Annotated in this window: 21 protein-coding genes; 12 read left to right on the forward strand and 9 right to left on the reverse strand. The window is 63.1% G+C overall.

What is annotated here, in order from left to right:
- The first annotated feature begins 14 nt into the window (after positions 1-14).
- The 10 genes from nuoI (at position 15) to ACE3UG_RS03870 (ending at position 8,912) form a co-directional block, all read left to right on the forward strand.
- On the forward strand, positions 15-506 hold the full coding sequence (gene nuoI / locus ACE3UG_RS03825) for an NADH-quinone oxidoreductase subunit NuoI (RefSeq protein WP_374619860.1): 492 nt from the start codon (positions 15-17) through the stop codon (positions 504-506).
- A 79-nt stretch (positions 507-585) separates the two neighbouring features.
- Positions 586-1,221 carry an NADH-quinone oxidoreductase subunit J gene (locus tag ACE3UG_RS03830; RefSeq protein WP_374619863.1) on the forward strand — a complete coding sequence of 212 codons (636 nt, stop codon included), beginning with the start codon at positions 586-588 and terminating at the stop codon, positions 1,219-1,221.
- 9 nt (positions 1,222-1,230) lie between these two features.
- The gene (nuoK, locus tag ACE3UG_RS03835; RefSeq protein ID WP_023596640.1) at positions 1,231-1,542 is read left to right on the forward strand and encodes an NADH-quinone oxidoreductase subunit NuoK; all 312 of its coding nucleotides are present in this window, start codon (positions 1,231-1,233) and stop codon (positions 1,540-1,542) included.
- 17 nt (positions 1,543-1,559) lie between these two features.
- The gene (gene nuoL / locus ACE3UG_RS03840) at positions 1,560-3,611 is read left to right on the forward strand and encodes an NADH-quinone oxidoreductase subunit L (protein ID WP_374619867.1); all 2,052 of its coding nucleotides are present in this window, start codon (positions 1,560-1,562) and stop codon (positions 3,609-3,611) included.
- 18 nt (positions 3,612-3,629) lie between these two features.
- Entirely contained in the window at positions 3,630-5,111 is a 1,482-nt protein-coding gene (locus tag ACE3UG_RS03845) for an NADH-quinone oxidoreductase subunit M (RefSeq protein ID WP_374619869.1), read from the forward strand.
- 20 nt (positions 5,112-5,131) lie between these two features.
- A complete protein-coding gene (nuoN, locus tag ACE3UG_RS03850; protein WP_374619872.1) occupies positions 5,132-6,601 on the forward strand; it encodes an NADH-quinone oxidoreductase subunit NuoN in 1,470 nt (489 codons plus the stop codon).
- 206 nt (positions 6,602-6,807) lie between these two features.
- Complete coding sequence (locus ACE3UG_RS03855; RefSeq protein ID WP_374619874.1) at positions 6,808-7,122, forward strand: DUF2818 family protein; 315 nt, start codon at positions 6,808-6,810, stop codon at positions 7,120-7,122.
- Positions 7,123-7,198: 76 nt separating this feature from the next.
- Complete coding sequence (locus tag ACE3UG_RS03860; RefSeq protein WP_374619876.1) at positions 7,199-7,792, forward strand: NUDIX domain-containing protein; 594 nt, start codon at positions 7,199-7,201, stop codon at positions 7,790-7,792.
- A gap of 65 nt (positions 7,793-7,857) precedes the next feature.
- On the forward strand, positions 7,858-8,349 hold the full coding sequence (locus ACE3UG_RS03865; protein ID WP_374619878.1) for a DUF1178 family protein: 492 nt from the start codon (positions 7,858-7,860) through the stop codon (positions 8,347-8,349).
- A 107-nt stretch (positions 8,350-8,456) separates the two neighbouring features.
- On the forward strand, positions 8,457-8,912 hold the full coding sequence (locus ACE3UG_RS03870) for a MaoC family dehydratase (protein ID WP_374619881.1): 456 nt from the start codon (positions 8,457-8,459) through the stop codon (positions 8,910-8,912).
- 54 nt (positions 8,913-8,966) lie between these two features.
- On the opposite strand, the gene ACE3UG_RS03875 is transcribed toward ACE3UG_RS03870, so the two are convergent.
- From ACE3UG_RS03875 to ACE3UG_RS03905, 7 genes are all read right to left on the reverse strand, one after another.
- Complete coding sequence (locus ACE3UG_RS03875; RefSeq protein ID WP_374619883.1) at positions 8,967-9,302, reverse strand: YegP family protein; 336 nt, start codon at positions 9,300-9,302, stop codon at positions 8,967-8,969.
- A 305-nt stretch (positions 9,303-9,607) separates the two neighbouring features.
- The gene (locus ACE3UG_RS03880) at positions 9,608-10,300 is read right to left on the reverse strand and encodes a glutathione binding-like protein (protein ID WP_374619885.1); all 693 of its coding nucleotides are present in this window, start codon (positions 10,298-10,300) and stop codon (positions 9,608-9,610) included.
- Positions 10,301-10,482: 182 nt separating this feature from the next.
- Positions 10,483-11,721, reverse strand: coding sequence for an acyl-CoA dehydrogenase family protein (locus ACE3UG_RS03885; protein ID WP_374619887.1), 1,239 nt, complete (start codon positions 11,719-11,721; stop codon positions 10,483-10,485).
- An 11-nt stretch (positions 11,722-11,732) separates the two neighbouring features.
- Positions 11,733-12,842 (reverse strand): phosphotransferase, encoded by a 1,110-nt coding sequence (locus tag ACE3UG_RS03890; protein WP_374619890.1) that lies wholly within the window; start codon positions 12,840-12,842, stop codon positions 11,733-11,735.
- A gap of 136 nt (positions 12,843-12,978) precedes the next feature.
- On the reverse strand, positions 12,979-13,695 hold the full coding sequence (locus ACE3UG_RS03895; protein WP_374619955.1) for a histidine phosphatase family protein: 717 nt from the start codon (positions 13,693-13,695) through the stop codon (positions 12,979-12,981).
- Between the two features lie 145 nt (positions 13,696-13,840).
- On the reverse strand, positions 13,841-14,620 hold the full coding sequence (locus ACE3UG_RS03900) for an oxepin-CoA hydrolase, alternative type (RefSeq protein ID WP_374619893.1): 780 nt from the start codon (positions 14,618-14,620) through the stop codon (positions 13,841-13,843).
- Positions 14,621-14,636: 16 nt separating this feature from the next.
- On the reverse strand, positions 14,637-16,193 hold the full coding sequence (locus ACE3UG_RS03905) for a 3-hydroxyacyl-CoA dehydrogenase (protein WP_374619896.1): 1,557 nt from the start codon (positions 16,191-16,193) through the stop codon (positions 14,637-14,639).
- 570 nt (positions 16,194-16,763) lie between these two features.
- Here ACE3UG_RS03905 and ACE3UG_RS03910 point away from each other — a divergent pair.
- Positions 16,764-17,420: a glutathione S-transferase gene (locus ACE3UG_RS03910; RefSeq protein WP_374619899.1), complete on the forward strand. Its 657-nt coding sequence runs from the start codon at positions 16,764-16,766 to the stop codon at positions 17,418-17,420.
- A gap of 398 nt (positions 17,421-17,818) precedes the next feature.
- On the opposite strand, the gene ACE3UG_RS03915 is transcribed toward ACE3UG_RS03910, so the two are convergent.
- Positions 17,819-19,012, reverse strand: coding sequence for a pyridoxal phosphate-dependent aminotransferase (locus ACE3UG_RS03915; RefSeq protein WP_374619902.1), 1,194 nt, complete (start codon positions 19,010-19,012; stop codon positions 17,819-17,821).
- 139 nt (positions 19,013-19,151) lie between these two features.
- Positions 19,152-19,598: a putative toxin-antitoxin system toxin component, PIN family gene (locus ACE3UG_RS03920; RefSeq protein ID WP_374619958.1), complete on the reverse strand. Its 447-nt coding sequence runs from the start codon at positions 19,596-19,598 to the stop codon at positions 19,152-19,154.
- Between the two features lie 113 nt (positions 19,599-19,711).
- On the opposite strand from ACE3UG_RS03920, the gene yaaA reads away from it, so the two are divergent.
- A complete protein-coding gene (yaaA, locus tag ACE3UG_RS03925) occupies positions 19,712-20,491 on the forward strand; it encodes a peroxide stress protein YaaA (protein WP_374619905.1) in 780 nt (259 codons plus the stop codon).
- Positions 20,492-20,549 lie beyond the last annotated feature (58 nt).

Raw genomic sequence — 20,549 nt, forward strand, 5'->3', positions numbered from 1 at the left:
AGTAGAGGAATCCCATGGTAAGGGCAATCAAGGACTTTTTCGGCAGTTTCCTGTTGTTGGAACTGCTCAAGGGCATGGCGCTCACAGGGCGCTATACATTCGCGCGCAAGGTGACGGTGCAGTTTCCGGAAGAGAAAACGCCGATGTCGCCGCGTTTTCGCGGTCTGCATGCGTTGCGTCGTTATCCGAACGGCGAAGAGCGCTGCATCGCGTGCAAGTTGTGCGAAGCGGTGTGTCCGGCAATGGCCATCACGATCGAGTCGGATGTGCGTGACGACGGTACGCGCCGTACCACGCGCTACGACATCGATCTGACGAAGTGCATTTTCTGCGGCTTCTGCGAAGAAAGCTGCCCGGTGGACTCGATCGTCGAGACACACATTCTCGAGTATCACGGCGAGAAGCGTGGCGATCTGTACTTCACCAAGGACATGTTGCTCGCGGTGGGCGATCGTTACGAAAACGAAATCGCGGCGGCCAAGGCAGCCGATGCGCCGTACCGTTAAGCAGGACGGGGCGCGGCAGATCGACGGCGCGCCCGGTACGGCAATTGACGTTGGCTAATTCTCGCAACACCCGGTGATTATGGAATTCACAACCTTTCTTTTCTACGTGTTTGCGCTGATCCTCGTGGTCTCCGGCCTGAAGGTCGTGACTGCGCGCAACCCCGTACAGTCGGCACTGTTCCTGGTGCTGGCCTTCTTCAACGCTGCGGCGATCTGGATGCTGCTCGGGGCCGAGTTCCTCGCGATCATGCTGGTACTCGTGTACGTCGGCGCGGTGATGGTGCTGTTCCTGTTCGTGGTGATGATGATCGACATCAATCTCGACGAGCTGCGACGCGGTTTCGGCAAGTTCATTCCGCTGGCGAGTGCGGTCGGCGCGATCATGATCGTCGAAGCGGCGCTGGTGCTCATGCGCGGCTACGGCGCCACGCGTGCGCCGGTCAAGGCCGTGTCGGCGCCGGACGTGCCGAATACCAAGGCACTCGGTATTGCGCTGTACACCGACTATATCTTTGCCTTCGAAGTGGCAGGTCTGATCCTGCTGGTCGCGGTCGTGGCGGCTGTTGCGCTGACGATGCGCACCCGTAAGGACCACAAACAGACCGACCCGAGCCAGCAGGTGCGCGTGAAGGCGCGCGACCGCGTGCGTCTGGTGTCGATGCCCGCCGAAGCCCGGCAGCAGTCCACCGGCGCCGACAAGCCGGCGGCGGAATAAGGAGACAGCATGATGTCGTTGTCGCTAGCGCATTATCTGGTGTTGGGCGCGATTCTGTTTGCGATCAGCATTACCGGTATCTTCCTCAACCGCAGAAATGTGATTGTGCTGCTCATGGCCATCGAGCTGATGTTGCTCGCGGTCAATCTGAACTTCGTCGCGTTCTCGCATTACCTGGGCGACATTGCCGGCCAGGTATTCGTGTTCTTCATTCTTACGGTGGCTGCGGCGGAAGCCGCAATCGGTCTGGCCATTCTGGTCACGCTGTTCCGTAAGCTCGAAACGGTCAACGTCGAAGATCTCGACCGCCTCAAGGGTTAACAAAAGCGAACGCTGTTATGGCATCCACATTGAATCCCAACCTGCTGCTCGCGATCCCGCTGGCGCCGCTCGTAGGCTCCGTGATTGCCGGCCTGTTCGGCAAGCAAGTCGGACGCGCGGGCGCCCACACGGTCACGATCCTCGGCGTGCTGGTCGCGTTTGTCCTGTCCGTCATGACCTTCATCGACGTCATGAACGGGGCGAGCTTCAACGCCACCGTCTATGAATGGGCGCGCATCGGCGAGCTCAAGCTCGAGATCGGCTTCCTCGTCGACACGCTCACCGTCACGATGATGTGCGTGGTCACTTCCGTCTCGCTGATGGTGCACATCTATACCATCGGCTACATGGCGGAAGACCCTGGCTACCAGCGCTTCTTCTCGTATATCTCGCTGTTCACGTTCTCGATGTTGATGCTCGTGATGAGCAACAACTTCCTGCAACTGTTCTTCGGCTGGGAAGCGGTGGGCCTGGTCTCGTACCTGCTGATCGGCTTCTGGTACACGCGACCGACCGCGATCTACGCCAACATGAAGGCGTTCCTGGTCAACCGTGTGGGCGACTTCGGTTTCCTGCTCGGGATTGGCCTGCTGCTGGCCTTCACCGGCACGCTGAACTACGGCGAAGTGTTCGCCAAGGCCAACGATCTCGCGGCCTTGTCGTTCCCGGGCACCGACTGGCGCCTGATTACCGTGGCCTGTATCTGCCTGTTCATCGGCGCGATGGGTAAGTCGGCGCAGTTCCCGCTGCACGTCTGGCTGCCGGATTCGATGGAAGGCCCGACCCCGATTTCCGCGCTCATTCACGCGGCCACGATGGTGACCGCCGGGATCTTCATGGTGTCGCGCATGTCGCCGCTGTTCGAACTGTCGGACACGGCCCTGTCGTTCATCACGATCATCGGTGCGATCACGGCGTTGTTCATGGGTTTCCTGGGCATGATCCAGAACGACATCAAGCGTGTCGTGGCCTACTCGACGCTCTCGCAGCTCGGTTACATGACCGTCGCGCTCGGCGTGTCGGCCTACCCGGTCGCGATCTTCCACCTGATGACGCACGCGTTCTTCAAGGCGCTGCTGTTCCTCGGTGCGGGTTCGGTGATCATGGGCATGCACCACGATCAGGACATGCGCAACATGGGTGGCCTGTGGAAGTACATGCCGATCACCTGGATCACGTCGCTGCTGGGCTCGCTCGCCTTGATCGGCACGCCGTTCTTCTCGGGCTTCTACTCGAAGGATTCGATCATCGAAGCCGTGGCCGCCTCGCATCTGCCGGGCTCGGGCTTCGCCTACTTCGCGGTGGTCGCCAGCGTGTTCGTGACGGCGTTCTATTCGTTCCGCATGTACTTCCTGGTCTTCCACGGCAAGGAGCGTTTCGGTCAGGCGCATCACGACCATCACGACGCCCATCATGAGGCCGAGGAAGAAGACTCGCACGGCGAGCACCACGGTCTGGCACCGGGTCAGAAGCCGCACGAGTCGCCGGCCGTCGTGACGATTCCGCTGATCCTGCTGGCGATCCCGTCGGTCGTCATCGGTGCGATTGCGATTGCCCCGATGCTCTTCGGCAGCTTCTTCAAGCAAGGTGTGGCGTTCAAGGACGTGATCTTCGTCGGCGAGAACCACCCGGCAATGGAAGAGCTGGGCCAGGACTTCCACGGCTGGCTGGGGATGGCGCTGCACTCGTTCGGCACGCTGCCGATTGCGCTGTCGGCGCTGGGTATCGTGCTGGCCGCGTTCTTCTACCTGAAGCGTCCGGACATTCCGGAAGCGCTCAAGCACCGGTTCTCGGGCATCTACAACCTGCTCGACAACAAGTACTACATGGACAAGATCAACGAAGTGGTCTTCGCCAAGGGCGCACTCAAGATCGGCCGCGGCCTTTGGAAGGCGGGCGATCAAGGCCTGATCGACGGCGCAGTCGTGAACGGCAGCGCGCGTCTGGTCGGCTGGTTCGCCGGTGTCATTCGCTTCGTTCAATCCGGTTACATCTACCACTACGCGTTCGCCATGATCCTCGGCATGCTCGGGCTCCTGACGCTGTTTGTGACGTTGAACGGCAAGTAATAGGGGGAGCCAATAATAATGCAATCGCTACCGCTTCTGAGTCTGGCCATCTGGCTGCCCATCATCTCGGGGATCGTTGTCCTCGCGGTGGGTAACGACCGCAATCCGGGGGGCGCACGCGTCCTGTCGCTCATCGGTTCGCTGCTGAGCTTCCTGGTCACGCTGCCGTTGATCTCGAACTTCGACGCCAATACGGCGGCGCTCCAGTATGTCGAGAAATCGAGCTGGATCGACCGCTTCCACATCAACTACTTCCTCGGCATCGATGGCATCTCGCTGTGGCTGATCGTGCTGACCTCGCTCATCACGGTGATCGTCGTGATCGCGGGTTGGGAAGTGATCACCGAGCGTGTCTCGCAATACATGGCCGCGTTCCTGATCCTCTCGGGTCTGATGATCGGCGTGTTCTCGGCGCAAGACGGCCTGCTGTTCTACGTGTTCTTCGAAGCCACGCTGATCCCGATGTATCTGATCATCGGTGTGTGGGGCGGCCCGAACCGTGTGTATGCCGCGTTCAAGTTCTTCCTGTACACGTTGCTCGGCTCGCTGTTGATGCTGGTCGCGCTGATCTATCTGTACAAGGCAACGGGGTCGTTCACGCTGACCGACTGGTACGCCGCGAAGCTGCCGATGAACGTGCAGATACTGCTGTTCGCGGCGTTCTTCATGGCCTTCGCCGTGAAGGTGCCGATGTGGCCGGTGCATACCTGGCTGCCCGACGCCCACGTGGAAGCGCCGACCGGCGGCTCGGTCGTGCTGGCCGCGATCATGCTGAAGCTCGGGGCCTACGGGTTCCTTCGCTTCTCGCTGCCGATCGCACCGGACGCCAGTCACTACCTGTCGGGCTTCATGATCACGCTCGCGCTGATCGCCGTCGTCTACATCGGCCTCGTGGCGCTGGTGCAGACCGACATGAAGAAACTGGTGGCTTACTCGTCGATCGCTCACATGGGCTTCGCGATCCTCGGCTTCTTCATGTTCAGTGAAATCGGCATGCAAGGCGCGCTGGTGCAGATGATCTCGCACGGCTTCGTCTCGGGCGCCATGTTCCTGTGTATCGGTGTGTTGTACGACCGCATGCACTCGCGCAACATCGCCGATTACGGCGGTGTGGTGAACACGATGCCGAAGTTTGCGGCACTGTTCATGCTGTTTGCGATGGCCAACAGCGGTCTGCCGGCCACGTCGGGCTTCGTCGGCGAATTCCTGGTGATTCTGGGCGCGGTGAAGCTGAACTTCTGGGTGGGCTTGCTGGCGGCGACCTCGCTCATTACCGGCGCGGCTTACTCGCTCTGGATGTACAAGCGCGTGATTTTCGGCGCCATCGCCAACGATCACGTGCGCGAGCTGGTCGACATCAACAAGCGCGAGTTCTTCATGCTGGCAGTGCTGGCCGCGCTTACGCTGTTCATGGGTATCTATCCGAAGCCCTTTACCGACCTGATGCACACCTCCGTGGTTAACCTCCTCGCCCATGTGGCGCAGACCAAACTGCCCTAATCGGGGAGGAAATCTAGATCATGCAAAACATTAATCTGCTGCCTGCACTGCCGGAGGCCATTCTCCTGCTCATGATCCTCGTGATCATGATGTGCGACGCGTTCCTCGGCCAGACGCGCAAGCTGAACTACGTGCTGGCGCTCATCACGTCTGCGGTCGTGACCGTGCTGTGGGCCTGCAACGCGGCTGATCCGGCCTCGCACTACCTGTTCGGCAATGTGTTCGTCGCCGATCCGATGTCGAACCTGCTCAAGGCCTTCGGTGGACTGGCTACGTTCGTCACGTTCATCTACGGCCAGAAGTATCTTGAAGCGCGCGGTCTCGCTCGCGGCGACTTCTACGTCCTCAGTCTGTTCTCGCTGCTGGGCCTGTCGGTGATGATCTCGGGCAACAACTTCCTGACGCTGTATCTGGGTCTGGAATTGATGTCGCTGTCGCTGTACGCCCTTGCCGCTGTGTGGCGCGATTCGACGAACGCAACCGAGTCGGCCATGAAGTACTACGTGCTGGGCGCGCTCGCATCGGGCTTCCTGCTGTACGGCATGTCGATGATGTATGGCGCGACCGGTTCGCTCGAACTCTCCAAGGTCTTCGAAGTCATCGCGTCGGGTGCCGTGAACAAGGTCGTGCTGCTGTTCGGCATCGTCTTCGTGGTGGCCGGCCTGGCATTCAAGCTCGGCGCCGCGCCGTTCCACATGTGGGTGCCTGACGTCTACCAGGGCGCGCCCACGCCGGTCACGCTGCTCATCGGCGGCGCACCGAAGCTGGGTGCCTTCGCGCTGCTGCTGCGCTTGCTCGTCGAAGGCATGTTGCCGCTGGCGATCGACTGGCAGCAGATGCTGATCATTCTGGCCGTACTCTCGCTGGTGATCGGTAACCTGACGGCCATCGTGCAGACCAACGTCAAGCGTCTGCTCGCGTACTCGACGATCTCGCACATGGGCTTCGTGCTGCTGGGCATGCTCTCGGGCGTGGTGGGCGGCAAGATCGACGGTATCGCCGACGCCTACGGGTCGTCGCTGTTCTACAGCGTGATCTATCTGCTGACGACGCTCGGCACGTTCGGTATCGTGCTGCTGCTCTCGCGCCAGGGCTTCGAAGCCGAGAACCTCTCGGATCTGAAGGGCCTGAATCAGCGGAGTCCGTGGTTCGCGTTCGTGATGTTGATGTTGATGTTCTCGCTGGCCGGCATTCCGCCGCTCGCAGGCTTCTATGCCAAGCTGGCTGTGCTCGAAGCCGTGGTGAACGCGGGCATGGTGTGGTTGGCGGTCGTCGCCGTGATCGCTTCGCTGATTGGGGCGTTCTACTACCTGCGAGTCGTCAAGCTGATGTACTTCGACAAGCCCGACGACACCAACGCGCTGCAAGGCAGCGGCACAATGCGCTTCGTCCTGTCGCTCAACGGTCTGGTACTGCTTTATCTGGGCCTGATGCCGGGCTCGCTGATGGATTGGTGCCTGCGTACCATTAAACTGACGCTGGCCAGCTAAGCGGCTGAGCGTTCGGAAAGCAAAACGCGGCAAAGCGCGGCGAATCGCGGCGAATCGCGGCGAAAGCCGACGAAAGCTCGCGGAAGCGACGGAAGCGACGAAAGCGACGGAAGTGATGAAAAAGGGGCAGGGCGGGCCGAGACGGCCGCGCCAGCCTCCGAGAGATCCGAGAGATCCGAAAGACCAACAGGCGGAGGGAAACAACGATGGGCATGTCGGCAGGCGGTGCGCTTGTGATTCTGCTGGCCGTGCTGGGTGCGAATCTGCCATTCGTGAACCAGCGCCTGTTGGGTCTCGTTGGGCTCAAATGGGCAGTCAAGCCACTTTGGCTACGGTTGGTCGAGATGGCGGTGGTGTACTTCGTAGTGGGTGCACTGGGTCATTTGATCGAGTCGGGCATCGGTAACGTGTTTTCGCAGAGCTGGCAATTCTATGCAGTCACGGCGAGTCTGTTCGTCGTGTTTGCGTTTCCAGGCTTCGTGTATCGGTACCTGTGGCGTCATCGACCGGCGACTGCCTGAGATGTACGCTTCGCAAAACGCCGCCCTTGGGCGGCGTTTTGTGTTGGGTTCGCCAATTTTCAGCCGTGGAGGGCTTATGACCCAAGGTCAATTCGACGATCAACATCTGATTGAGACGTGTCTGACGTCCGAGACCGTCTATGACGGATCGTTCCTGACCATCAAGCGCGACCGCGTGCGTTTGCCCGACGGGAAGACGACAACTCGGGAATACACGACCCACCCCGGGGCGGTCATGGTGATCCCGCTCTTCGACGACGCGCAGGTGCTCATGGAGCGTCAGTATCGATATCCGCTCAAGCGCGTGATGACGGAGCTGCCGGCTGGCAAGCTCGACGAAGCCGAAGGCGGACTGGCGTGCGGTCAGCGGGAACTGCTGGAGGAGACGGGATATCGCGCCGAGCGCTGGGACTACCTCACGCGCATTCACCCGGTGATCTCGTACTCGACGGAATTCATCGACATCTGGCTCGCGCGCGACCTCACGCCCGGCGAGCAGCGTCTCGACGAGGGCGAGTTTCTCGACGTGTTCAAGATGCCGGCCACCGAGCTTCTGCAATGGGTGCGAGACGGTCGTATCACCGACGTGAAATCGATCATCGGCACGTTTTGGCTGGAAAAGATATTATCGGGAGTCTGGCAGCCGAGCGAGCGTTCGCCGCTGCGCTGACCCATCGTCCATTTTTCGATCCGGCGCGCTACCCTTGGTGCAGTCCGGCAAACACCCATCGCGTCATGAAGGTTTTTGATTTGCGTTGTGCGCACGAGCACACCTTCGAGGGCTGGTTCGGCTCGGAGGACGATTACCTTGCCCAGCAAGCGCGGGGACTGGTGACGTGCCCCGTCTGCGGCGGCACGGAGATCGTTCGCATGCCGTCGGCGCCGCGTCTGAACTTGTCGGGAGCAACCGCTCGTGCCGCTCGTACCGCTCGTACCGACGGTGCCCCGGCCGTGCCGGACCGCAGCGAGGCGGTCTCACCGGACGCGGGCAAAGCGAAGCACGCGCTCCAGGCGCTCTGGATGAAAGCCGTGCGTCATGTCATGGCGAACACGGAAGATGTCGGCAGCAATTTTGCCGAGGAAGCGCGCAGGATCCATTACCAGGAAGCCCCGGAGCGCAATATTCGCGGCACGGTCTCGCGCGACGAGAGCGAGGCGCTCGCGGAGGAGGGTATCGACGTGATGCCGCTCCCCATTCCCGAGGGCTTCAAGGATACGTTACAGTAAGTGCGTGAGTGTCTCGAGGGGCGGGGTGCGGTTTTCCACGCCTTGCGCATATTCCATACTTGCACGCCTGACGCATGGCACGGGCGCGCTGCAGCGAGGAGGTAGCGATGGCCACGCTCGAGTATTACTTCGAAGACTTCGCGGTCGGTGACACCTTCGATCTGGGCGAATACACGTTCACGGCGGACGAGATCGTGCACTTTGCCCGGCAATTCGACCCACAGCCTTTTCATGTCGACGAAGCGGCGGGGCGCGAGTCGCATTTTGGCGGTCTGGTGGCCAGCGGCTGGCATACGTGCAGCATCATGATGCGGATGAACGTCGACAATCTGCTCTCGCGCTCGTCGAGCATGGGCTCGCCCGGTGTCGAGCAGATCGAATGGCTCAAGCCGGTGCGCCCGGGCGACACGATTACAGTGACGAGCAGCACGCTGGAAGTGCGCGCATCCAAGAGCCGGCCGGATCGCGGCATCGTGCGGCAGCTCTGGACCGCCACCAATCAGCACGGCGAAGAGGTATGCCGCTTCCGGGGAACAGGGCTCTACCTGAAGCGCGCCGTCTGAAGCACGCAAGCTACCGGTCGAGCGCCCGGTACTTCGCCCAGTCGCCCCGCGCGCTCAGTGCGACAAATCACTGACCGACGCTGCAGGGGCATCGCGTTTGACCTGAGTGATGCCGTCTTCCATTTGCTCGGCCGTCGAGAACATCTGGCTCTGGCCGATGATCTCGCCATTGCGCGCCTTGAGCACGAAATAGGGCCGCCCCGACGTCGATGTCTTGCGCTCGAAACGGTGATCCTCGGCCGAGTTTTTGCGAACGGACTCGATGCCGTTTTGCGCCGAGGCGCGTGCTTTGTAAGTCTCGGAGGAGAGGATGATGTGCCCGCTGTCGGCCAGCAGGTGAAAGTGGAATTCACCGTTGGGGCTGCGCTTGAGTTCGAACTTGCCTGACATATGTGGATCTCCCGGATCTTCCAAAAGCCAGCGGCGAGGGACTGCGAACTGCAAGGGGACGACGGCGGCCAGCCGCGTCGGGACGTATGGAAAACGACTTCGAGAACGTATTCGGCGTACCCGCGCACTGAACGTAGTTCGCTTAGATTAGCACCGCCAGCGTCCCGGCGAAACCGCAGTATGTTTCGAAGTGTAAACCACTTCGCGCCGCACCCGGCCTGACCACGGTCAATGGCGCGCGACAAGGCCGGGGAGCGAGAAAGCGCAATCGCGGCTGCTTGGACGGGGAGCGGGCTGTGTGCGGCCTAGCGGCGAGCGTACTGCGTGTCGCCGAACAGCATTTCGCGGGCCTTGTCGTCCTGCAATGGCTTACGTGCGTCGGCAAGCACCTTGACGCCGCGCTGCACCGCCGGACGCGCCTCAATGGCCTCGAACCACTTCTGCACATGGGGAAAGTCCGAGAGCTCGACCCCTTGATTCTTCCACGAGCGCAGCCACGGCCAGATCGCGATGTCGGCGATGGTGTACATGTCGCCTGCAATATACGGATGCGTGCCCAGCCGGCGGTCGAGCACGCCATACAGACGCCGGGCCTCGTTCGTGTAGCGCTTGATCGCGTAATCGATCTTCTCGGGGGCGTAGATCCGGAAGTGGTGCGCCTGACCGAGCATCGGTCCCACGCCCCCCATCTGGAACATCAGCCATTCGAGCGTTTCGTACTTGCCGCGCACGTCATCGGGCAGGAAGCGCCCGGTCTTGCCCGCCAGATACAGCAGGATCGCCCCCGACTCGAACAGCGAGATCGGCTTGCCGTCGGGGCCGTCTTCGTCGACGATGGCGGGAATCTTGTTGTTCGGCGAGATGGCGAGAAAGTCGTCCTTGAACTGATCGCCCGCGCCGATATCGACGGCGTGTGCGTGGTAGGGCAACCCGCACTCTTCGAGCATGATGTGGACCTTGTGGCCGTTGGGCGTGGCCCAGGAGTAGACCTGAATCAATTGCGGCTCCTTGTTGAGGCGTCGGTCGACGCGATTCCCCGTCAGGCACAGCGACGATCCCGTCAGGCGCCCGGCACGGTGCGACACAGATGGCGAAACAGGCGGGGGGCACGCGCGTCGCCCCCCGGGAAAAGCTGCCCGGAAATTACACCACAGAACGTTTGTCCCTGCCGGGCGTGGGGTCAGTGGGCCCCGTCGGTGTCGGCGCTCATGTACCGTGCCAGCTCCAGTTTGGCGATGGCATTGCGATGGACTTCGTCCGGGCCGTCCGCGAAGCGCAACGTGCGTGCGCTCGCGTAGGCATAGGCCAGCGGGAAATCACCGGAAAGACCCGCCGCGCCGTGCGCCTGCATCGCCCAATCGAGCACCTGGCACGCCATGGTCGGCGCGACGACCTTGATCATGGCGATCTCGGCGCGCGCCGCTTTGTTGCCCGCCGTATCCATCACGTAAGCCGCCTTGAGCGTGAGCAGGCGCGCCTGTTCGATCAGACATCGCGCCTCGGCGATGCGCTCGCGCGTGACCCCCTGCGCCGCGATCGGCTTGCCGAACGCCACGCGTGAGAGCGTGCGTCGACACATTAGCGAGAGTGCGCGCTCGGCCAGTCCGATGAGGCGCATGCAGTGGTGAATGCGCCCCGGGCCAAGACGCCCCTGGGCGATTTCGAAGCCGCGGCCCTCGCCGAGCAGCAGGCTGCTCGCAGGGACACGAACCTCGTCAAGCACGATATCCATGTGGCCGTGCGGGGCGTCGTCGTAACCGAAGACCGTGAGCGGGCGCACGCGTGAAATGCCCTGGGCGTCGGACGGCACGAGCACCATCGACTGTTGCGCGTGCTTTGGCGCGTCCGGGTCTGTCTTGCCCATCACGATATAGAGGGCGCAACGCGGGTCGCCTGCCCCCGTCGACCACCACTTGCGGCCGCTGATGACGTAGTCGTCGCCGTCGCGGCGAATGCGGCATTGCACGTTGGTGGCGTCGGAAGAGGCGACGTCGGGCTCCGTCATCAGGAACGCGGAGCGGATCTCGCCGCGCAGCAACGGTTCGAGCCATTGCGTCTTTTGAGCGTCGGTTGCGTAGCGCTCGAGCGTTTCCATGTTGCCGGTGTCGGGTGCATTGCAATTGAAGACTTCCGGCGCCCAGGGGACCTGGCCCATGATCTCGCAAAGCGGTGCGTACTCGACGTTGGTCAGCCCTGCGCCGCGCCCGGAATCGGGGAGAAACAGGTTCCACAGTCCTGCCTGTCGTGCCAGCGGCTTGAGGCGCTCGATGACCTGCGACGGCTGCCAGGCATCGCCATGGCGCCGTGCGATCTCGATCTCTTCGAGATAGCGTCGCTCGTTAGGGAAGATGTGTTCGTCGAAGAACGCCGTGAGGCGCGCACGCAACGCTTCGACTTTCGGGCTGTAGCTGAAATCCATGAGCTCTCCGTTCAGTGACTGCCGGTGTTGTTGGGGCGCATGCTGCGCTGCGCGTACGCCCAGGCGAGTTCGGCCATCGGACGCGCGCGCTGGCCTGCGTCGAGCGCCTGCTGGCTGGCGGCGGTGCCTTCGGCGACACGCTTCATGATGCCTTGCAGGATCGCTGCGATGCGGAACATGTTGTAGGCGAGATAGAAATACCACTGCGCGGGCTGGGCGATGCCCGTACGTTCGCTGTATCGGGCGACGTAGGCGCTTTCGTCCGGTATGCCGAGGGCTTGCCAGTCGAGACCGGCAATACCGCGAAACACCCCGGGGCTGACGTGCCACGCCATGCAGTGGTAACTGAAGTCGGCGAGCGGGTCGCCGAGTGTCGACAGTTCCCAGTCGAGCACGGCGAGCACGCGCGGCTCGCTTGGATGGAAGATCAGGTTGTCGATGCGGAAGTCGCCATGCACGATGGTCGTGCGCTCGGGCACGCCGGTGGGCAGATGGGCGGGCAGCCAGTCGATGAGCCGGTCCATGGCGTCGATGGTCTGGGTCTGCGAAGCACGGTACTGCTTGCTCCACCGGGTGATCTGCCGCGCGATATAGTCGCCTGGCTTGCCGTAAGACTCGAGCCCGACGCTGCGATAGTCGACCCGGTGCAGCGCTGAGATGACGCGGTTCATCTCATCGTAGATGGCAGTGCGCTGCGCCCGCGTCATGCCGGGCAGCGACGGGTCCCACAGCACGCGTCCCTGCACGAAATCCATGACGTAGAACGCCAGCCCGATCACGCTTTCGTCTTCGCATAAGCCTCGCATGCGGGCGACAGGGACGTCGGTGCCTGCGAGGGCATCCATCACACGATACTCGCGCTCGATGGCGTGGGCAGACGGCAGAAGTCTGGCCGCCGGCGCGGGCTTGGTGCGCAGTACGTAGGCGGCGCCGGGCGTGGTCAGGCGATAGGTCGGATTGGATTGACCGCCGTTGAATTGCGTGAGCGTCAGCGGCCCGGCAAAGCCGTCGACGTGCGCGGCGAGCCAGCGTTCGAGCGCGGCGGTATCGAAAGGCACGCGCCCATCCAGCGCGCGTTCGCCTGCAAATGCGGAAAAGTCCTGCGGAAGCTCCTCGGCCATGCTGTCTCCTGCATTTCCGGTACTGCGTTGATTGTGACGGCGTTGCCGGCACTCACGATGCCGACCGCGTTGCGGGTTTGCCGGGCGGTCGACCTTCCAGGCGCGGCGGCAAGCGCTCGGCCGGCGGTCTGCGTGCCTATCCGCGTTTTCGCGTTCGCAGGAACGACGCGAAGATCTTCTCCATGACGGTGAGCCGATTGTCGCGATGCAGCGGCTGCGGCGGCGCGAAGTTCATCAGGCGCACGACCCAGTCCTCGGGCTTGTCGCCCACGTCGAGGGCATTGATGCACGCAGGGGTCTGGGCGAGTTGGCCCAGAAACAGCCGTCCGCGCGGATGCATGGCATGCGAGAGAATCGCGCGGTTCACGCCCCCATGCAACACCAGCAGCACCGTGTCCCACGACGTATCGGCCCGCAGTTCCGCCAGTGCAGGCACCACGCGGTCGAGCAACTCGCGCACGGATTCGCCGTTCATGAACCGGGTGTCTTCAGGCACGAGGCCGTCGAAGGCACTCAGAAACGCTTGCGCAATCTCGGCGGGTGGAAGCTCGGAGAGGCTGCCCGCGCGAATCTCCTGCCAGCACGTCCACGTCTCGATATCGATCTGCTGCCCCGTCTCTGCAATCACGCGCTCGGCAGTCTCTCGGGTGCGGGGCAGGCCGCTCACGATCACTCGATCGAAACGGATGTTCTCGGTGGCAAAGGCACGCCCGGCGGCGCTGGCTTGTGCGCGCCCCAGCGCGTTGAGCGCAACGGTATCGGCGTCGATGGGCTTGCCGCTGTCGTCGAAGTACGTGACGTCGCCATGGCGCATGAGGTAGATGCGCCGACGCTGCGGTGGCGTGAATGCCAAGGGGTCGGCGGCGGGGCCAAGTTGGCCGAGTGAGCGCATGCGGAAATTCTCCTGAACGGGGCCCGCAGTCCATCGGGGACGGCGGCAAAGCATTGACCGGCGGCGCCCGTCCGAGGTTCGTGGGCGCCGCCGATGCGTGACGCGATCAGGCGTATTTTGCCGGACGTTTCTCGAGGAAGGCGCTGATACCTTCCAAGCCGTCTGCATGGTGGAGCGAGGCGACGAAATTATCGCGCTCAGCCTGCAACTGCGACGTGAGCGTCTCGCTGGCGCCGCTCTGGATGAGCGACTTGATGCGGCCGACCGCATTCGGCGAAAGCTGTGCGAGATCGGTCGCCCAGTTCAGCGCCTCGGCACGCGCCTGGCCCGGCGCAACCACGCGGTTGACGAGCCCGGCTGCGGCCAGACGCGACGCCGCCACCGGCTTGCCTTCGAGCAGTATTTCGGTCGCGAGCGGGCGGGGCAGTGCCTGCGAGAGAAACCACGAGCCGCCGCCATCGGGCGTGAGGCCGACCTTGACGTAGGCCATCACGAACTTGGCGTTGTCGGCCGCCACGAGCAGATCGCACGCGAGCGCGAGCGAAAACCCCGCGCCGGCGGCCGCCCCCTCGACGGCCGCGATGATCGGCTTCGGGCACGCGCGCAGCGCGTCGATCCATTCGGCCAGCGCGTCGATACTCGCCGCCTGCACCGATGGATCTTTCCGACGATTCTCGAGCAGCCGATTGAGGTTGCCGCCCGCGCAGAAAAAATTGTCGGCACCGGTGAGCACCACGGCCCGCACCGACGCATCGCGCTCGGCCGTGGCCAACGCTTCCACGCCGGCGGCGTACATGTCGGGGTGCAGTGCGTTGCGCGCCCCGGGGTTCGACAGCGTCAGCACCAACGTGTGGTCGACGCGTTCGGCAAGGAGTTCGGCGCTCATGAGTGAAGTCTCCGGGTCATTGTTCTTCGGTCAGCAGCGATACGCCCAGTTGCGCACGGCGGGTGAGCCACGGCGACGGACGATAACGTTGGTCGCCGTAAAACGATTGCAGATTGCGCAGCACGGTGAGCAATTGGCGTGCGCCGATGGCGTCACCCAGCGCGAGCGGGCCCTTGGCGTAGCCCAGGCCCAGCGTCACGGCGCGATCGATGTCGCCCGGCGTGGCGATGCGTTGTTGTGCGATGTCCGCGCCAATGTTCACGATGGTGGCGATCACGCGCTGGGCGACAAAGCCCGCCGAGTCACGGATCACCGTCACCGGCGTGCCGCCGTGCGCGAACAGGGCGTGCGCGGCATTGCGCGCGTCGGGTGTGGTCACCGGCGTGGTCATCAACGTGTGGCGCTTCGCGCCTGCGAGCGGCAGCAGCGTATCGATGGCCACCGTGCGTGCGGCGTCGAGGCCCTGTTCGACAGCACAGGTCGTGGCGTCGAGACCGAGTGGGGTGACCACGATGAGCGCCGTCTCGGACGGTTTGTCGCCGCCCTCGATGGGCACGCCCGTCGGGCCGAGCAGTTCGACCACGGCTGCGAAGCCGCGCATATCGGCACGGCTCACCCAGACGCTGGCGGGCAGCGTGTCGGGCGCCGGTGTCTCGGGCGGCACCTGCTGCTTGCCGTCGACATAGCGATAGAAGCCCTCGCCAACCTTGCGTCCGAGAAGTCCGCCGGCAAAGCGCACGGCAGTGATCGGCGACGGGCGGAAGCGCGCTTCTTCGTAGAACTGGTGGTAGATCGACTCCATTACCGGATGCGAGACGTCGAGCGCGGTGAGGTCGAGCAGTTCGAACGTGCCGAGACGGAAACCTGCCTGCTCGCGCAGAATGCGGTCGATATCGGCAAAGCTCGCCACGCCTTCGCTCGCCACGCGCAGGCCTTCGGTGTTCATGCCGCGTCCGGCGTGATTGACGATGAAGCCCGGCATGTCTTTGCAACGCACGGCCGTGTGCCCCATGCGCCGACCCAGTGCGAGCAGGGCGTCGCCGACCTCGGGGGCGGTACGCAGGCCGTCGATGACCTCGACCACCTTCATGAGCGGCACCGGGTTGAAGAAGTGATAGCCGGCTACGCGCTCAGGACGCTCGCACGCCGCAGCAATGGCCGTGATCGACAGCGACGACGTGTTCGATGCGAGGATCGCATCGGTTGCGACGATACTTTCGAGCGAGCGGAACAGATCACGCTTGATCTCGAGCTTCTCGATGATGGCTTCGACCACGAGTTGGCAATCGGCCAAATCTTCGAGGACGTTGCACGCGTGCAGACGGCCCATCGTCGCCTCGACGCTCGACGCGTCGATCTTGCCCTTCGCGGCAAGTTTTTCGAGCGTATCGCGCAGGGTGTCCAGCGCGGTCTGCACGGCGCTGGCATCGGTGTCGTACAGCATCACACGCAGGCCCGCCTGCGCGGCGATCTGGGCGATGCCACGGCCCATGGCGCCCGCGCCGACGATGCCCAGAACATCGATGGAATTGCCGGGGGAGCGCGCGGATGCCGGGGAGGAGGATGCAGTCATTCGGAGTGTCTCGAAATGGGGGTCGATTGTCGTCGATCGGTGTCGTTCTGTCGGCGCACACAGCGCGAGTGCGCTCGCGCTGCATCATTCTATCGTCCGACCGGTCGGTCGGGAAATGAATTTCCTGACGCGTCGCCAGACGATGCAAACGGATGCCCGAGCTGCGTTGCCGCTATTGTCGCCGATCTCGCTGCGGCTGCCAGCGCCTGTTCCGCTGGGCGGTCGGCGGCGAACGTGAGGACGCCTGGCGCACCGCCGGTTGGGCTGTCGGATTTCGGGACGTTTTCCGGCGCGCGCGTTTGACGAACCATCGTGCGATGCCGGTACACTGCGGGGTGCCGCCGGTCGCTTCGGCGGCGCATGACACATCGGTCGCACGTCGTGCGTCGCGCGCGTGCACCGTGAACGTGTCGATCGAGCACGGTGCCGCAGCCGTCACGCGGCCTGTAGCCAAAAAAGAGGTGCTGCCGTCGCTAACGGCAGCGCACCAAAGACGCATCATGACACTGCGCGTGGACCGCCGCGCCTCGACGACCCATGAGGCGCCGGCCCTGCCGCATCGGAGACATCATGTTGAAGTTGTACGGTTTTCCCATCAGCAACTATTACAACAAGGTCAAGGTTGTACTGTACGAGAAGGGATTGTCCTTCGACGAGTCCGAGTCGATTCCTTGTCAGGACGAGTCGATGTTGCAATGTTCGCCGCTCGGTAAGGTGCCCTACCTGGAGACGGAGAACGGATTTCTGTCCGAGTCGCAGGTGATATGCGACTTTCTCGAGGCGACGCATCCGTCGCCCGCGCTGTTCTCGACAGATCCGTGGCGGCAGGCGAAGGAACGCGAATTGATCACGATGGTGGAGCTTCATCTCGAGTTGGTCGTGCGCGAGGTATACGGGCAGGCGTTCTTCGGCGCGACGGTGTCGGATGGCACGCGTGGTCGCACGGAGAAGCTGCTGCGCCGGAACATTGTGGCGTTCAAGCGGCTCGCGAAGTTTGCGCCTTACGTGGCGGGCGATACGTTCTCGATGGCCGACGTGGCCGCCGGCATCCATTTGCCGATCCTTGGCATGGCCACGCAAGCCGTCTACGGCGAGGACTTTCTGCAAGCCGCTGACATCGACTGGAAGGCGTATGGCAAGCGGCTTGCCGAGCGGGAATCGTTTCAGCGCATGCGTGCCGAGCAAAAGGCTTATCAGCAGGCGCGGCAGTCGAAGCAGGCGGAATAGGCGGAATCGGTGGAATCGGTGGAATCGGCGGAATAGGCCGGCAGGCGCCGCCGGTGAGCTAAGTCGCTGAGATTTGCCGCTGAGTTAAGCCGCTGAGTTAAGCCGCTGAGATTAGCCACTGAGTTAAGCCACTGAAATTAGCCACTGAGTTCAGCCTCTGAGTTCAGCCTCTGAGTTCAGCCACCGAGATAAGTCGGCGGAGCAATTCGGCGGAGCAAGCCGGTGCGATTCGCGGGTAAGACGTGCCGCCGGAATTCGCCTGACCGATCAGCAGGCAATCACATCTGGACAGGCGAGTCCGGGGGGCGCGCCTGGCATGACTCGCTGTGTCAAAACGAACGGGCTGCAATGTCTTCGGATTTTGCGGCCCGTTTGCCGTCTGGGGACCTGTGCCGGTGTCAGATCTTGGCGAGTCGTGTCAGCGCCTCGCGCAGGGTGTCGTCTTTCTTGGCGAAGCAGAAACGCACCACGCCCGATTCATGCGGCTCGTGATAGAACGCCGAGACGGGAATGGCCGCCACGCCGATTTCGCCGGTCAGCCAAAGTGCGAAGTCGGCTTCGCTCATGTCGCTGATCGCGCTGTAATCCACGCACTGGAAGTAGGTCCCTTCGCAGGGCAGCAGCTTGAAGCGCGTGCCCGCGAGGCCCTCGCGGAACAGGTCGCGCTTCTTCTGATAGAAGTTCGACAGTTCCAGGTACGGCGCAGGGTCGCGCAAGTAATCCGCCAGCCCGACCTGCATCGGTGTGTTGACGGTGAACACGTTGAATTGATGCACCTTGCGGAATTCCGCCGAGAGCGACGCCGGTGCCGCAACGTAGCCCACCTTCCAGCCCGTCACGTGATACGTCTTGCCGAAGCTCGACACGATGAAGCTGCGGCGCGCGAGCTCGGGGTGCCGCGCCACGCTCTCGTGACGCTTGCCGTCGTACACCATGTGTTCATAGACCTCGTCCGAGATCAGCAGAATGTCGGTGCCCGCCACGATCTCGGCCAACTTCGTGAGTTCGTGCTCATGCCACACCGTGCCGCTAGGATTGTGCGGGGTGTTGAACAGGATCAGACGCGTGCGCGGTGTGATCGCCGCCGCCAACTTGTCGAACGGAATGCGGAACTCGGGGGCTTCGAGCGTGATGAACACCGGCTTGCCGCCGGCCAGCTCGATCGATGGAACGTAACTATCGTACGTTGGCTCGAACACGATCACCTCGTCGCCCGGATGCACGGTCGCGAGAATGGCGGTGAGCAGTGCCTGCGTGGCACCGGCGGTCACGGTGATTTCCGTGTTCCAGTCGTAGTGCTGCCCGTAGCGCTTGCCGATCTTGTCGGCAATGGCCTGACGCAGCGCCGGGACGCCCGCCATTGGCGGGTACTGGTTATGGTCTTCGCGCATGGCGCGTGCGACCGCGTCAACGATCTTCGGATCGCACGCGAAATCGGGGAAGCCCTGACCGAGGTTCACCGCCTGCTTCTCGGCGGCGAGCGCCGACATCACAGTGAAGATGGTGGTGCCGACGTTCGGCAGACGCGAGGCGAGCGGCGGGGCGACCCACTGTGCGGCGGGGACGGTAGAGGCGGTGTGAGGCGCGTTCATGTGGGCGGTCGACGATGCATTGATCAGGGGGCCATTCTAACGCCGCCGCGCCAGGCATGCGGGCGTCCGACTGCGGCTTTCCCTGGTTTTCGGATTTACCGCAGCCAGTCCGCGCCCAATCCAGCGCGACGCTCGGCGATCACCCGCCCGGGACCAGCAGCGACGTGAAGGCGCTCGCCGTCACGATACGAAACCCGAACTGTCGCGCCACCCGGCTTCGCAGCTTGAGTACGTCTTTGTCTTTGCTGACGAGCCAGTGCGCGTGACCGTCGCGCGCGGCTTCGAGGAATTTTTGATCGTCGCGGTCGCGGCACAACGGCAGTGGTGTGCCTGGCGCGGCGTCTTCCGGCACGACGATACGGTGCGTGTGCGCGTCGACCCAGGCGAGCGCGACGTCCCTGTCGATCTCGCGCGACGCAAATTGCGGGTAGGTGAGCACCACGGCGAGTTCGTCGCGGCAGCGTGGCGCGATGAGGGCCGTGAGGCGGCGCTCGACGAGGGCGTCGCGCACCGGACGCGCGACGGGATCGTCGAAGACGAGCAGGTCGATCCAGACATTGGTGTCGAGTACCACGCGCGGCGGCATGGCAAGCGTATCGAGATGTTCGGCGAAGGCCCGTTCGGCGGGCGTGGCGACAGCGTTTTGACGCATTGGATAGAATGTGGGTTTTTCGTTTTCGCAGGAACGCTGCACCCGATATGATAATTGTTCTCTCGCCGGCCAAATCGCTCGATTATGAAACGCCGCCGCACGTGAGCACGCACACCGTGCCACAGTTCGTCGACGACGCTGCCGAACTGATCGACGGCCTGCGCGAACTGAGCCCGGCACAGGTGGGCTCGCTCATGAGCATTTCCGATCAACTCGCCGCGCTCAACGTGACCCGCTACGCCGACTGGACGCCGCGTTTCGATACGCGCAATGCCAAGCAAGCGGTGCTTGCGTTCAATGGCGATGTGTACGAAGGGCTCGCTGCCCGCACGCTGAACGCCACGCAGCTCGACTTCGCGCAGCGGCATCTGCGCATTCTGTCCGGCCTGTACGGCGTGCTGCGTCCGCTCGATCTGCTGCAGCCGTATCGCCTGGAAATGGGTACGCGCTTTGCCAACAAGCGTGGGCGCGATCTGTATGCCTTCTGGGGCGAACGTGTGACGCAGACGATCAACGCGTCGCTCGCGGAGCACGGCGAGGCACGTCGCGTGCTCGTGAATCTGGCGTCCGAGGAGTATTTCAAGGTGATCAAGCGGCGTCTGGTGGCCGCGCCCGTGATTACGCCGGTATTCGAAGACTGGAAGAGCGGCAAGTACAAGATCATCAGCTTTTACGCCAAGCGTGCGCGCGGTCTGATGGCGCGTTACGCGATCGAGCGCGGCGTGACCGACGTGCAGCAGCTCAAGGCCTTCGACAGCGAAGGCTACGCATTCGACGACAGCGTGTCGAACGATTCGCTCTGGGTGTTCCGCCGTCGTGTGGCCTGACGTCGGCAAAGCTTCGGCCCCGGTCGATCGCCCGGGGCGTGTCCATTTCCGCCAGCGA

Origin of the sequence: Pandoraea sp. (assembly GCF_041919235.1) — a bacterium.
In the GTDB taxonomy this organism is placed as follows: domain Bacteria; phylum Pseudomonadota; class Gammaproteobacteria; order Burkholderiales; family Burkholderiaceae; genus Pandoraea.

Bases quoted from the DNA above. Each gene is read 5' to 3' on its own strand.
- ACE3UG_RS03920 (WP_374619958.1), bottom strand. From the start codon at position 19,598: ATGCCGCCGCGCGTGGTACTCGACACCAATGTCTGGATCGACCTGCTC.
- ACE3UG_RS03855 (WP_374619874.1), top strand. From the start codon at position 6,808: ATGGGCATGTCGGCAGGCGGTGCGCTTGTGATTCTGCTGGCCGTGCTG.
- ACE3UG_RS03905 (WP_374619896.1), bottom strand. From the start codon at position 16,193: ATGACTGCATCCTCCTCCCCGGCATCCGCGCGCTCCCCCGGCAATTCC.
- ACE3UG_RS03890 (WP_374619890.1), bottom strand. From the start codon at position 12,842: ATGGCCGAGGAGCTTCCGCAGGACTTTTCCGCATTTGCAGGCGAACGC.
- ACE3UG_RS03870 (WP_374619881.1), top strand. From the start codon at position 8,457: ATGGCCACGCTCGAGTATTACTTCGAAGACTTCGCGGTCGGTGACACC.
- ACE3UG_RS03910 (WP_374619899.1), top strand. From the start codon at position 16,764: ATGTTGAAGTTGTACGGTTTTCCCATCAGCAACTATTACAACAAGGTC.
- ACE3UG_RS03885 (WP_374619887.1), bottom strand. From the start codon at position 11,721: ATGGATTTCAGCTACAGCCCGAAAGTCGAAGCGTTGCGTGCGCGCCTC.
- nuoK (WP_023596640.1), top strand. From the start codon at position 1,231: ATGATGTCGTTGTCGCTAGCGCATTATCTGGTGTTGGGCGCGATTCTG.
- nuoI (WP_374619860.1), top strand. From the start codon at position 15: ATGGTAAGGGCAATCAAGGACTTTTTCGGCAGTTTCCTGTTGTTGGAA.
- ACE3UG_RS03860 (WP_374619876.1), top strand. From the start codon at position 7,199: ATGACCCAAGGTCAATTCGACGATCAACATCTGATTGAGACGTGTCTG.
- ACE3UG_RS03900 (WP_374619893.1), bottom strand. From the start codon at position 14,620: ATGAGCGCCGAACTCCTTGCCGAACGCGTCGACCACACGTTGGTGCTG.
- nuoN (WP_374619872.1), top strand. From the start codon at position 5,132: ATGCAAAACATTAATCTGCTGCCTGCACTGCCGGAGGCCATTCTCCTG.
- ACE3UG_RS03845 (WP_374619869.1), top strand. From the start codon at position 3,630: ATGCAATCGCTACCGCTTCTGAGTCTGGCCATCTGGCTGCCCATCATC.
- nuoL (WP_374619867.1), top strand. From the start codon at position 1,560: ATGGCATCCACATTGAATCCCAACCTGCTGCTCGCGATCCCGCTGGCG.
- ACE3UG_RS03875 (WP_374619883.1), bottom strand. From the start codon at position 9,302: ATGTCAGGCAAGTTCGAACTCAAGCGCAGCCCCAACGGTGAATTCCAC.
- ACE3UG_RS03830 (WP_374619863.1), top strand. From the start codon at position 586: ATGGAATTCACAACCTTTCTTTTCTACGTGTTTGCGCTGATCCTCGTG.
- ACE3UG_RS03865 (WP_374619878.1), top strand. From the start codon at position 7,858: ATGAAGGTTTTTGATTTGCGTTGTGCGCACGAGCACACCTTCGAGGGC.
- ACE3UG_RS03915 (WP_374619902.1), bottom strand. From the start codon at position 19,012: ATGAACGCGCCTCACACCGCCTCTACCGTCCCCGCCGCACAGTGGGTC.
- yaaA (WP_374619905.1), top strand. From the start codon at position 19,712: ATGATAATTGTTCTCTCGCCGGCCAAATCGCTCGATTATGAAACGCCG.